The 11,549-nt window shown below is 69.6% G+C and carries 12 protein-coding genes and 1 tRNA gene; 7 read left to right on the top strand and 6 right to left on the bottom strand.

Translation table 11 applies throughout. From position 1 onward, the window contains the following. Positions 1–156 precede the first annotated feature (156 nt). Together MA876_RS15165 and MA876_RS15170 are read left to right on the top strand one after the other, a co-directional pair. A complete protein-coding gene (locus tag MA876_RS15165; protein WP_248151319.1) occupies positions 157–885 on the top strand; it encodes a response regulator transcription factor in 729 nt (242 codons plus the stop codon). A gap of 50 nt (positions 886–935) precedes the next feature. After that, on the top strand, positions 936–2,378 hold the full coding sequence (locus MA876_RS15170) for a sensor histidine kinase (RefSeq protein ID WP_248151322.1): 1,443 nt from the start codon (positions 936–938) through the stop codon (positions 2,376–2,378). A gap of 300 nt (positions 2,379–2,678) precedes the next feature. On the opposite strand, the gene MA876_RS15175 is transcribed toward MA876_RS15170, so the two are convergent. The 6 genes from MA876_RS15175 to MA876_RS15200 all read right to left on the bottom strand — a co-directional run bounded on the left by MA876_RS15175 (position 2,679) and on the right by MA876_RS15200 (position 8,187). After that, on the bottom strand, positions 2,679–4,268 hold the full coding sequence (locus MA876_RS15175) for an FAD-dependent oxidoreductase (RefSeq protein ID WP_248151323.1): 1,590 nt from the start codon (positions 4,266–4,268) through the stop codon (positions 2,679–2,681). Continuing rightward, positions 4,265–5,107 carry an FAD:protein FMN transferase gene (locus MA876_RS15180; RefSeq protein ID WP_248151326.1) on the bottom strand — a complete coding sequence of 281 codons (843 nt, stop codon included), beginning with the start codon at positions 5,105–5,107 and terminating at the stop codon, positions 4,265–4,267. The genes MA876_RS15175 and MA876_RS15180 overlap by 4 nt, the downstream gene beginning before the upstream one ends. A 5-nt stretch (positions 5,108–5,112) precedes the next feature. Then, positions 5,113–5,559, bottom strand: a complete 447-nt coding sequence (locus MA876_RS15185) for an FMN-binding protein (protein ID WP_248151329.1) — start codon at positions 5,557–5,559, stop codon at positions 5,113–5,115. A gap of 79 nt (positions 5,560–5,638) precedes the next feature. Continuing rightward, a complete protein-coding gene (locus MA876_RS15190; RefSeq protein WP_248151330.1) occupies positions 5,639–6,673 on the bottom strand; it encodes a ribose-phosphate diphosphokinase in 1,035 nt (344 codons plus the stop codon). Continuing rightward, positions 6,648–8,114: a bifunctional UDP-N-acetylglucosamine diphosphorylase/glucosamine-1-phosphate N-acetyltransferase GlmU gene (gene glmU / locus MA876_RS15195; protein ID WP_248151331.1), complete on the bottom strand. Its 1,467-nt coding sequence runs from the start codon at positions 8,112–8,114 to the stop codon at positions 6,648–6,650. Before glmU ends, MA876_RS15190 begins: the two co-directional genes overlap by 26 nt. Position 8,115: 1 nt before the next feature. Continuing rightward, positions 8,116–8,187, bottom strand: a tRNA-Gln gene (locus MA876_RS15200). Positions 8,188–8,266: 79 nt separating this feature from the next. Between MA876_RS15200 and MA876_RS15205 the strand changes: the two genes are divergently transcribed. The 5 genes from MA876_RS15205 to MA876_RS15225 all read left to right on the top strand — a co-directional run bounded on the left by MA876_RS15205 (position 8,267) and on the right by MA876_RS15225 (position 11,548). Beyond that, positions 8,267–8,764, top strand: a complete 498-nt coding sequence (locus MA876_RS15205) for a MarR family winged helix-turn-helix transcriptional regulator (protein WP_248151332.1) — start codon at positions 8,267–8,269, stop codon at positions 8,762–8,764. Continuing rightward, positions 8,761–9,264 carry a hypothetical protein gene (locus MA876_RS15210; protein ID WP_248151333.1) on the top strand — a complete coding sequence of 168 codons (504 nt, stop codon included), beginning with the start codon at positions 8,761–8,763 and terminating at the stop codon, positions 9,262–9,264. The genes MA876_RS15205 and MA876_RS15210 overlap by 4 nt, the downstream gene beginning before the upstream one ends. Beyond that, positions 9,264–9,572, top strand: coding sequence for a nucleoside triphosphate pyrophosphohydrolase family protein (locus MA876_RS15215; RefSeq protein ID WP_248151334.1), 309 nt, complete (start codon positions 9,264–9,266; stop codon positions 9,570–9,572). Before MA876_RS15210 ends, MA876_RS15215 begins: the two co-directional genes overlap by 1 nt. A 147-nt stretch (positions 9,573–9,719) precedes the next feature. Beyond that, entirely contained in the window at positions 9,720–10,103 is a 384-nt protein-coding gene (locus MA876_RS15220; protein WP_248151335.1) for a hypothetical protein, read from the top strand. 29 nt (positions 10,104–10,132) lie between these two features. Further along, the gene (locus tag MA876_RS15225; protein WP_248151336.1) at positions 10,133–11,548 is read left to right on the top strand and encodes an HNH endonuclease signature motif containing protein; all 1,416 of its coding nucleotides are present in this window, start codon (positions 10,133–10,135) and stop codon (positions 11,546–11,548) included. The last annotated feature ends 1 nt before the right edge of the window (position 11,549 follow it).

Here is an 11,549-nt window from a genome sequence, read left to right on the forward strand (position 1 = left end):
GCCCGCCTCGGGCCGTCGCGATCGAAGCTAGGGACGCCGTCGATGCGCCGATCCAGCGCGGGCTATGAGGACGTTATGGATGCCGCGTCCGCACTCACAGCGTGTCCATAGCCCGCTCCATAGGAACCGCATAGGAAGCAGGGCATCATGTGATGCATGACGACGCCTGCCACCGCCCTCACCCGTCCCGACGGCACGCCCCTGCGCGTGCTCGTGGTCGACGACGAGCAGATGCTCACCGACCTGCTGTCGATGGCGCTGCGCATGGAGGGCTGGGAGGTCAAGACCGCGGCATCCGGGTTCCAGGCCCTGCAGACGGCGCGCGAGTTCGCCCCCGATGCGATGGTGCTCGACATCATGATGCCCGACCTCGACGGCATGGCCGTGCTGCAGCGGCTACGGCAGTCGGGCGACGACGTTCCCGTCCTGTTCCTGACGGCGAAGGATGCCGTGCAGGACCGCGTTGCCGGCCTGACCGCCGGCGGAGACGACTACGTCACGAAGCCGTTCAGCCTCGAAGAGGTCGTCGCACGGCTGCGCGGGCTGATGCGCCGCGCGGGCACCGCCTATGCGAGCGGTGCCGAGCCGATTCTTCGCGTGGCCGACCTGACCCTCAACGAGGACAGCCACGAGGTCGAGCGCGCGGGCGCCGAGATCGAGCTGACGGCGACCGAGTTCGAGCTGCTCCGCTTCCTGATGCGCAACCAGCGTCGCGTCGTGTCGAAGGCTCAGATCCTCGACCGCGTGTGGAACTACGACTTCGGCGGTCGCTCGTCGGTCGTCGAGCTCTACATCTCGTACCTGCGCAAGAAGATCGACGCGGGGCGCGAGCCCCTCATCCACACCGTCCGCGGCGTCGGATACATGATCAAGGCGCCGCAGTGACCTCAGCCGCTGCTCCCAGGCGGAGGCGGTGGAGCCTCCAGTCGCGCCTCATGGTCACGATCATCGGAATCGTGACGTTCATCATCGTCGCGGTCGCCTTCGCGACGAGTGCGATCCTCGGGCAGATCCTGCAGACCAACCTCGACGCGAAGCTGCGCACGACCGCGTCGGAGACGGGCCAGAGCCTCCTGCAGGCGCAATTCCCCCAGGGCGGCGAGGAGCTCACAGCGGTCGAGGTGCTCGACAGGGGCTGGCAGGAGCCGGGCACCGTCCTGGTGATGCAGTCGTCGACCCTGACGACGACGGGCGCCTACGTCGCCGAGCCCGGAGATGTGCGCGAGCTCTCGGAAGACCAGCTGAACGAGGTCGTCGACGCGCTGACCGCACCCGGCCCCTCCCCCGTGTCGCTCTCGATCTCGGAGCTCGGCTCGTACCGCGTGACGGGCCTGCAGGCGCGCGACTACTTCGCCGTCGTGGGCGTCTCGCTGAGCGAAGTGCAGTCCACGGTCGCGCAGATCATCACGACCGTCGCGCTCGTGACGGCGGGCGGGCTACTGCTCCTCGCCGCCGCGATCGCGTTCGTCGTGCGCTCGGGCCTGCAGCCCCTGCGCAGCGTCGCCGACACCGCTGAGCGGGTCGCGACGATGCCGCTGGATCAGGGCGAGGTCACGATCACGGAGCGGGTTCCGGATGCCGAGACCGACGATCGCACCGAGATCGGCCGCGTCGGGCTCGCCCTGAACACCCTGCTCGATCACGTCGGGGCATCCCTCGACGCCCGTCAGCGCAACGAGGAGCGGATGCGACGCTTCGTCGCCGACGCGAGCCACGAACTGCGCACCCCGCTCGCCTCGATCCGCGGATACTCCGAGCTCTCACTGCGCGACCGGACCCTGAGCGAGACGACCGAGTCGTCGCTCGAGCGGATCCAGGCGCAGTCGCTGCGGATGACGTCGCTCGTCGAGGACCTCCTGCTGCTCGCTCGACTCGACGAGGGGCAGGAGCTCGTCTACGGTTCCGTCGACCTCTCCAAGCTCTCGATCGAGGCAGTCGGCGACGCTCAGGCCGCCGGCCCCGATCACACGTGGGTGCTCGAGCTGGACGACGAGCCCGTCGTCGTCGCGGGCGACGCGGGCCGCGTGACGCAGGTGCTCTCGAATCTGCTCGCCAACGCGCGGGTGCACACACCCGAGGACACGACCGTCACCGTCACCGTCGCGCACGAGGGCGACGAGGCGGTGCTGCGCGTGCACGACGACGGCCCCGGCATCGAGCCCGAGCTGGCCGACGAGCTGTTCGAGCGCTTCTCACGCGCCGACCGCTCCCGCGCACGCAAGACGGGTGGCACGGGTCTGGGGCTCTCGATCGCGCGCGCGATCTCGGAAGCGCATGGCGGAACCCTCTCGGTCGAGAGCGAGCCCGGCGACACGACGTTCGAGCTGCGGCTCCCCGCCGCCAAGCCCGCCGAGCCCGCCGAGCCCGCCGCATCCTGAGCCGGCTTCTGCGTTCGCCGGACGGCACCGGATCGCCGCGCGCGAGGGACGCCGACGGCGTGTCGTCGGCGCTGAGACTCTCTTGCCGCGCCGATGAACTTCCCGCTCACACGCCATTCGTGCGGTCCCCGACCTCCGATCGGGCGGGAAACACGATGGCGGCAGTTTCCCGCATCCGCGCCACCGATTGATGCAGCGGATGCCGGGAACTGCCGCACAATCGTCACCAGCGCGACCACATCGCGCGTGAGCGGGAAGTTCAACGGCGCACAGAGAGGACCTCTGAGGCGGCGACGGACCTCAGTAGCCGCTGAAGGCGTCCGTCGTGATGGACCGCGCGCGCTCGAGCGCGGGCGCGAGGTCGGCGATGAGCCCCGGTGGGCCCGAGATGTACGCGTGGCGGGCCGACAGATCGGGCACGACCCGCAAGAGGCCGTCGGCGTCGAGACGCACGCCCTGCGCCCACATCCAGTGGCGCGGCAGATCGGCGGGACGGTCGCGCGTGAAGACGATCGTCGGGACGCCCGTCGCTTCGAGCTCGGCGCGATAGACGAGCTCGGATGACTCGGACGCGACGTACACCAGCACGACGTCGCGATCCTCAGCCGCAGCCTGCACGTGCCGCAGCTGCGACACGAACGGCGTCACGCCGATCCCCGCCGCGACCATGAGCACCGGCGCCGCCGTGCGCTTGGGGAGGACGAAATCGCCCCACACGCCCGTGACCGGCAGCGCATCGCCGGGCTCGACGAGCGCGAGCGCGCGCTTGAAGGAGCTCTGAGGTTTCAATGCTGAACCAGGCTGCGCGGGGGGACCGGATGCCTCACGGAACGCGACCTTGACGAGCGGAAGGTCCTCGGGCGCCGACGAGATGCTGAACTCGCGGCGCGTGCCGCGCGCGTCGGGGTGGTGGTGCGGCACTTCGATCTCGATGTACTGCCCCGGGACGAACTTCAGCCCGCGGCGCGTGCGGAACGTCAGCTCGCGCACGGTGGGAGTGAGGTCCGCGCGGGACTCGAGCGTCAGGCGCACGGCCGAGCGCACCGCGAAGGCGAACGCGACGAGGTTGCCGATGATGAGCGCGCGCTCCTGGCCCAGGCTCACGGCGCCGAGGTCGATCGGCCAGCCGGCGAGCACGCCGACGACGCCGGCCACCGTGAACTGCTGCCAGCGGCGCGGCGGCAGCGTGAGCGGCTCGGAGAGCATGAACGCGCCGAGGAAGAGGAACGGGTACTGGCTGATGCTCGACCACAACGCGCTCCCCAGATCGAAATCGCTCCCCGCAGTCTGGGTCTGGATCGACATCCGCATCACGGTGACAGCCACGGCAGTGACGACGAAGACCGCGATCACCCGCAATTTCTCGGTGCGCCAGAGGATGGCGAGCCCGAGGATGACGACTGGGGTGACCATGGCCGGCGTGCCAACCCACCACAGCGGCGCGCCAAGCACCGGAAACGCCGTTCCCAGGAGGTAGAGCGCAGTTGCGCCCGCAGCCGCGGGATTGAGAATGTGGCGGCCCTGCCATGCGATGACGTACTTCGAGAGGGATGCCACGGCCCCCGCGATCGTAATGCCGACGAGCTTCCAGAGATCGAGACTCGGCATCAGCACGAAGAGCAGGATGTGCGCCGTGATGAGCGACGACTCGATGCGCCAGGGCAGGTGCAGGACGCGCTGGGCCGCGGCATCCACCCCGACGCACACGATCGACAGCACGACGAGCGCGACGACCAGCTCGAGCGGACCCGGCGCGACGAGGCCGAAGAACGACAGGACGAGCGCGATGACGGCGAGCGTGCCGAGCGAGAGCAGGACGAGCCGGTACATCGAGACGCGGCCGAGCACCGCGAAGACGCGGTTCCACAGGGCGGTGAGGGATCCGATCACGTGAACAACTCTGCCTTACTCCCGGGTGACCACTCGACGCGGCCGTCCGTCGTCATGCGCACCCACTCGACGCCCCACTCGTGCGCGACTCTCTCTCCGCCGTCGAAGAACAGCGCGGTGGCGACCCCGTCGGCGCGCATCGCGGTGGACGCCACCGCCCACGTCGCGGCGATCGTGCGCACGGGCTCCCCCGTCCGCGCGTCGAGGACGTGGTGCAGGCCGTCGCCCCACGCGCGGCGGTTCGTCGCCGACGCGCAGAGCGCGGCATCCTGGACCTCCCATACGCCGATCGCTCGACGCGGGTCGAAGGGGTGCTCGAGCCCGATGCGCTGCGGTGCTCCGCGCACGGCGAGATCACCGCTCGCATCGACGACGGCGTCGCCGTCGAGCGCCGCAAGCACCAGGTCGACCAGGCGGCCCTTGCCGAGGGCTCCCACGTCGATGGTGGCCGGATGCCGCAGCCGCAGTTCGTCGTCGTCCCACGCGAGCTCGGCCGACCAGTCGGGCGCCGGGGCGGCTCCGCGATCGACGAGCGACAGCGTGGAGTCGTATCCACGCCGCGCGAGCGCATCGCCGACGAGCGGGCTGACGGCACCGTCCGTCGCCGCGGAGAGCGTGGCGTACGCATCGAGCATCGCGATGGTGTCAGGTGGTGCGACGACCCGACCGCCGTCGCGGGCGAGCCGCGACACGACCGAGTCGACGCGGAAGCGCGACCACTCCGCATCGAAGCGCCGAATGACCGTCTCCACCCTGCGGCGTGCTGGTTGATCGAGCGGATCGACCGTCTCGATCTGCCAGGGCACTCCGATCGCGTCGAAGCGCCAGATCTCGGGCACGAGCGTCAGGCGGCCGCTTCGGCCTTGATCGTCTCGATCGCGTCGTTGAAGCCGCCGCTCGTGAGCGATGACCCGGCGACGCGGCTGACCGAGATCTCGTCGATGGACTTGCCGACGACTTCGTCCGAGATGCCGCCGATGAACTGGCCCTGGTACTGCTGCGACTCCGCCTTCTGCGGGTCGCCCTCGACGTCGACCGAGGTGATGATGCCGTCCTCGAGTGCGACGGTGACCGAGATCGTCTCGACCGATTCGGGGGTCTGGTACGTGCCCTCAGCGGTGTAGGTGCCGTCGGTGTACTCCCCCGTCGACGATCCGGAGTCCGTGCCCGAGCCGGTGTCGGTCGTGGCGGGTGAGGTGCAACCGGCGAGCGCGAGGGCGCCGGCGAAGCCGACGGTCGCGACCGTGCCGAAACGGACGGCCGTGCGGGATGCTGCGGTGGTGCGGATCATGGTGGTCCTCCTTCTGCGAGCGTCCTGCCATCCTCACCGAGGACTCTATGAACCGCCTTTGAAGGAGTGACGAGCCGGCTCAGGCATCCCCGCCGAACATGCTCGTGACCGAGCCGTCTTCGAAGACCTCGCGGATCGCGCGGGCGAGGAGCGGAGCGATCGGCAGGATCGTGAGCGTCGGAAAGCGCTTGGACTCGGGTACCGGGATCGTGTCGGTGACGACGACCTCGTCGATCGCCTCGCTCTGCAGACGCGTCGCGGCGGGGTCGCTGAAGATCGCGTGGGTCGCGGCGACGATCACGCGCTCCGCGCCGTTCGCCTTGAGCGCCTCGGCGGCCTTGACGATCGTGCCGCCCGTGTCGATCATGTCGTCGACGAGGAGGCAGACGCGTCCTTCGACGTGGCCGACGATCTCGTTCACCGTGACCTGGTTCGCGACGTTCGGGTCGCGACGCTTGTGGATGATCGCGAGCGGAGCACCGAGGCTGTCGGACCACTGGTCGGCGACGCGCACACGGCCGGTGTCGGGCGAGACCACGGTGAGCTTCTCGCGGTCTTCGGCGCTCAGCGTGCTCTGGAAGTAGTCCAGCAGCACGGGCTTGGCGAAGAGGTGGTCGACCGGGCCGTCGAAGAAGCCCTGGATCTGCGCCGCGTGCAGGTCGACGCTCATGACGCGGTCGGCGCCTGCCGTCTTGAGCAGATCGGCGACGAGCCGGGCGCTGATCGGCTCGCGGCCGCGACCCTTCTTGTCCTGGCGCGAGTACGGGTAGTACGGCGCGACGACGGTGATGCGCTTCGCCGACGCGCGCTTGGCCGCATCGAGCATGATGAGCGTCTCCATGAGCCACTCGTTGACGGGCGGACCGAAGCTCTGGATCAGGAAGAAGTCGCAGCCGCGAATCGAGACCTCGAACCGCGTGAGGATCTCGCCCGACGCGAACGTGCGGTACTCCGTGGGTACGAGTTCGGTGCCCAGGTGACCGGCGACCTCGGTCGCGAGTTCGGGGTGCGAGCTGCCTCGCGCGACGACGAGCCGCTTCTTGGTCTTCGCGACGAGCCCGGGTGCGATGTCGTGTTCGCGATCGAGCTCAACCGTCTTGTTCTTGCGACCCATCGTCCGCCTTCTGTGCGGACCGGGCCTTGGCCGCGACATCCGCCGCACCCGTGCCCGGTCGGTTGGTCTCGACCCACCCCTCGACGTTGCGCTGAGGGGCGACGCTCAGTGCCAGGGCGCCTGCGGGGACGTCCTTTCGGACCACAGCCCCTGCCCCGGTCTTCGCTCCGTCTCCGATCCTAACGGGCGCGACGAAGACGTTGTGCGACCCCGTGTGCACCTCGTCGCCGATCTCGGTGCGGTGCTTGGCGATGTCGTCGTAGTTGGCCGTGATGGCGCCCGCGCCGATGTTGACGTGCGCCCCGATCGTGGTGTCGCCGATGTACGACAGGTGCGGCACCTTGCTGCCTTCGCCGATCGTCGAGTTCTTCGTCTCGACGAACGTGCCGATCTTGCCTCCGGCGGCGAGGTACGTGCCGGGACGCAGGTACGAGAACGGGCCGACGGATGCTCCGGCCCCGATGACCGCGAGCGTGCCGTCGGTGCGCTTGACCGTGGCATCCGCTCCGACCTCGCAATCGACGAGCGTCGTGTCGGGGCCGATCACAGCGCCCGATTCGACGACCGTGGCGCGAAGGAGCTGCGTGTTCGGAAGGATCGTGACGTCGGGTGCGAGGGTCGCCGTGACGTCGATCCAGGTCGTCGCGGGGTCGACGATCGTCACCCCCGCGAGCTGCCAGCGGCGCACCGTGCGCGCGTTGAGCAGGCGGCCGGCGTCGGAGAGCTGGATGCGGTCGTTCACGCCGAGGGCGGCCGCGGCGTTCGGAGCCGCCGATGCCGCGACGGGCTCGCTCGCTCCGCGCAGCAGTCCGACGACGTCGGTGAGGTACTTCTCGCCCTGCGCATTGGCGGTTCCGACGAGCGCGATCTGCGTGCGCAGCGCAGGTGCGCGGAAGACGTAGACCCCCGCGTTGATCTCGCGGACCGCCGCCTCTTCGGGGCTCGCGTCCTTCTGTTCGACGATGCGCAGGACAGCGCCCGAGGCATCCCGGATCACTCGTCCGTACCCGCGCGCGTCATCGACGACGGCGCTCAGCACCGTCGCTGCGGCCGCCGACGCGCGGTGCGCGGCGATCAACGCGCCGAGGGTGTCGGCCTCGAGAAGGGGCACATCGCCGCTCAGCACGAGCACGTCGCCGTCGAAACCGGGGAGCGCCGCGAGGGCGATCTCGACGGCGCGACCGGTGCCGGGGATCTCGTCCTGGTCGACGACGACCGCGGCGGGCTCCTGATCGACCACGGCGGCCGCGACGCGGTCGCGCTCGTGGCGGACGACGACGACGACCGACTCGGGCTCGAGTGCGCGCGCCGTCGCGAGAACGTGGCCGACGAGTGGACGGCCCCCGATGGGATGCAGCACCTTCGGCGTCGTGGACTTCATGCGCGTGCCCTGCCCGGCAGCCAGGACGACGACGGCCAGGGGTGCGTTCGTGTACGACATGCTCCGCCGCCAGGATTCGAACCTAGACCTAACAGCTCCAAAGGCTGTCGTGCTGCCGTTACACCACGGCGGACCGGCCGCGCGTGCGACCCCGTCAAGTCTGCCAGACCGGTATCGCACGTCGAGCCCGCGCGACCGGCAGAATGGCACTCATGCCGCACGAGTCCGACGAAGTCGACAGGATCGTCGAGGCGTGGACCCGGCAGCGGCCCGACCTCGACTTCTCACCCCTCGAAGTGCTGTCGCGCGTCGATCGGCTGTCGCGCCACCTCGATCGCGCCCGCAAGGACGCGTTCCGCCGCAGCGACCTCGAGTCGTGGGAGTGGGACGTGCTGTCGGCACTCCGCCGCGCCGGCGAGCCGTTCCAGCTCAGCCCCAAGCAGCTCCTGCAGCAGACGCTCGTCTCGAGCGGCACCATGACCAACCGCATCGACCGGCTCGTCGCCCGGCGCCTCGTGCGGCGCGAAGCCGATCCGGGTGACGGTCGCAGCGTGCTCGTGACGCTGACGGACGACGGACAGCTGAGAGTGGATGCCGCGATCACCCGCCTCGTGGATGCCGAGGCCGTCCTGCTCGGCGCCGTGTCGCGCGGCGATCGCGAGCGACTCGCCGGACTGCTGCGCAAACTGAGCCTGGGATTCGACGCATGACGGACTCGGCACCCGAGAAGACCCGATGGGCCGCGTGGCTGGACGCTCGCTTCCGCAGCCCTGCGGCGATCTACGGGCTCATCGTGTTCGCGGCGTTCGTCACGATCTCGTCCGACCATTCGCACGATGCGTGGGGGCTGCTCAACACGGCGGTGTGGACGCTCCTCGTCTTCTTCATCGCGCACGTCTTCGCCGAGACCCTCACCGCACACGGAGAGCGGGGGCTGCGGGCATCCATCGCCCACGCTGTCGCCCACGCGGCGGGCATGCTCTACGCGGCCGTCCCCGGGACGATCGTGCTCATCGTGTGCGGGATCAACGGCGTCAGCGTCGACGACGCCTATGAGGCGACGATGTGGGTCACGTGGGTCGTGCTGGCGATCCTCGGGTACGTCGCCTACTGGCGGCGCGGCGCGCACATCGCGATCCGACTGCTGGGCGCGCTGGGCACCGCCGCGCTGGGCCTGAGCATCGTCCTGCTCGAGTACGCGGTGCACTGATGGATCTCGCGGGTCTGCAGCGCGAGGTCGAGGCGATCTCGGCCCTGTACGCGCGACGATTCGATATCGACCGCACCGACGACTGGCTCCTGCTGAAGCTCAATGAAGAGGTCGGCGAGCTGACGCAGGCGTACCTCGCACGAACGGGCCAGGCGCGTCGAACGGATGCCTCGCCCGAACACTTCGATGACGAGATCGCCGATGTGCTCGCACACCTGCTGCTGATTGCGGAACGCTTCGGCGTCGACGTCGCGGCGGCGATGGAGCGCAAGTGGCTCGCGTGGAAGGCCGATCTCGACGAGGACTGACCGCGGCTCGGACTTCCGGGCATCGGGTCTTCAGGGCTTCTCCGCTTCGGATCTTCAGGCATACGCGCCGTGCGCGCGGTGCGGTTCTCCACAGTCTCGAAAATGACGGGAAGATCCGCCACACGACGGAGGCGTCGCCCCACCCGCATGCCTCACGTGCCTGTCATGGAGGACCTGCTGGGGTGGACGACGATCGCGATCGTGCTGGGCATCCCGATCGTCTTCATCGCTGTGGCGGCCTCGACGCGGCATCGGCAGCGCTCCCGCGATCCGCGGGCGACGTCGTCGGGCGGGCTGCTGGGTTTCGACGAGCTGTTCCACCCGACGGCCCACGACGCGCGGCTGCAGTGGGAGGCGGAGCAGGAGCTCCCCGCGCCTGCTCCGAGCCCGGACCGAGGCCCCGGTGTGATCGAAGAACGCCGACGGATCGTGATCGAGATCGCGGCGGCGAGCGTGGAACACGCGGCAGCCCGCGGTCCGGACTCTGACTTTCGAAATAGCGCCGGGTCTGGGGTTTCAACCTCGGGTTGAATGTCGGTGGCCCTGGGCAGAATGGTTGTATGGATGCACTGCTCGACCACCTTGAAGAGGCTGTCGAGCAGACGCGCGCGCACGTGACGGGGGCCCTCGGCGAGGGTCGTGTTCTGACCGCTTCCGACGAGCAGATCACCCGCGCACTGGCTCTCGCTGCGGAGCTGCAGCGACTCACCGAGGCGGTGCTCGTCGAGGCGACGGGTGAAGTATCGCGCCGGTCTCAGTCGGCTGCGCGGGATGATCGGCTCACGTCGCGGATGGGCTGTCATGACGTGTCGGAGCTCGTGCAGCGACTGGCCCGGTGCTCCGCGTCGACCGCGGCCAGGTTGCAGCGGGCGGCGAAGCCGACCATGGCGCGGGTGTCGCTCGCGGGCACGGCGATGCCGGGGATGCTTCCCGCACTGCACGAGACGATGATCGACGGGGTCATCGGGCTCGACGGGGTGCTCGCGGTCGCTGGTCCGCTGGCCGAGATGTCGCGGCGGGTGCCGTACGAGAAAGTCCTCGCCGCCGATCAGGTCATCGCCGCGGTTGCCCGCGGGGAAGGGCCCGACGGCGCGCCGCCCGCTACGGCGGATCTGTTGAAGATCCACGCGACGACGTGGGCGACCTACCTCGACCAGGATGGCGCCGAACCCCGCGACGAGCGCGCGCTGCGGGTGCGCGGGATCACGCTCGGACGAGAACGCGACGGGGTGGTACCCATCACGGGGAACCTGATGGTCGAGGTCGCGAAGCAGTTCGAGTCGATCTGTCACGCGATCGGGTCACCGCGCGTCGACCAGGACGGGCCGGTCATGTTTCGCCCGTCGGCGGACGTCGAGCCCGACCCGTTGGACTATCGCTCCGACGTGCGCACGCCCGCGCAGAAGCGGCACGATGCGTTCGCGACCGCGCTGTCAGTAGCGGCATCCAGCCAGCTCCTGCCCACGATCGGCGGCGCCGCACCGACCCTGGTCGTCTCGGTGCGGGAAGAGGATCTGATCGAAGGTCGCGGGTGGGCGCACATCGACGGCGAACCCGTCGCGCTCGCCGCCTCCGTGCACGCGGGCTGCGCGGGGGTCATCCAACGGATCCTGACCGGTGGGAACGGGCGGATCGTGAAGCTCGGCACCGAGGAACGCGTCTTCAACCGCCGGCAGCGCCGGGCGATCGCCCTCAGAGACGGCGGCTGCGTCATTCCCGGCTGCGGGGTGCCCGCCGCCTGGTGCGAGATCCACCACGTCATCGAGTACGCGCACGGCGGGCCGACACACGTCGACAACGGCGTGCTGCTCTGCTGGTACCACCACCGCCACCTCGGCAACCACGGCTGGCAGATCCGCATGAGCAACGGCGTGCCCGAGGTGAAAGCCCCACCCTGGGCCGACCGCGAACCACGCTGGCGCCCCGCCACCACATCCCCCACGAGACTCCTCGACAGCATCCCCCGACGAACGTGAA

It is taken from the genome of Microbacterium aoyamense, from assembly GCF_023155855.1.
GTDB classification, from domain to species: Bacteria; Actinomycetota; Actinomycetes; order Actinomycetales; family Microbacteriaceae; genus Microbacterium; species Microbacterium aoyamense.

Bases quoted from the DNA above. Each gene is read 5' to 3' on its own strand.
- MA876_RS15165 (WP_248151319.1), top strand. From the start codon at position 157: ATGACGACGCCTGCCACCGCCCTCACCCGTCCCGACGGCACGCCCCTG.
- MA876_RS15170 (WP_248151322.1), top strand. From the start codon at position 936: ATGGTCACGATCATCGGAATCGTGACGTTCATCATCGTCGCGGTCGCC.
- MA876_RS15185 (WP_248151329.1), bottom strand. From the start codon at position 5,559: ATGATCCGCACCACCGCAGCATCCCGCACGGCCGTCCGTTTCGGCACG.
- MA876_RS15190 (WP_248151330.1), bottom strand. From the start codon at position 6,673: ATGGGTCGCAAGAACAAGACGGTTGAGCTCGATCGCGAACACGACATC.
- glmU (WP_248151331.1), bottom strand. From the start codon at position 8,114: ATGTCGTACACGAACGCACCCCTGGCCGTCGTCGTCCTGGCTGCCGGG.
- MA876_RS15205 (WP_248151332.1), top strand. From the start codon at position 8,267: ATGCCGCACGAGTCCGACGAAGTCGACAGGATCGTCGAGGCGTGGACC.
- MA876_RS15210 (WP_248151333.1), top strand. From the start codon at position 8,761: ATGACGGACTCGGCACCCGAGAAGACCCGATGGGCCGCGTGGCTGGAC.
- MA876_RS15215 (WP_248151334.1), top strand. From the start codon at position 9,264: ATGGATCTCGCGGGTCTGCAGCGCGAGGTCGAGGCGATCTCGGCCCTG.
- MA876_RS15220 (WP_248151335.1), top strand. From the start codon at position 9,720: ATGCCTCACGTGCCTGTCATGGAGGACCTGCTGGGGTGGACGACGATC.
- MA876_RS15225 (WP_248151336.1), top strand. From the start codon at position 10,133: ATGGATGCACTGCTCGACCACCTTGAAGAGGCTGTCGAGCAGACGCGC.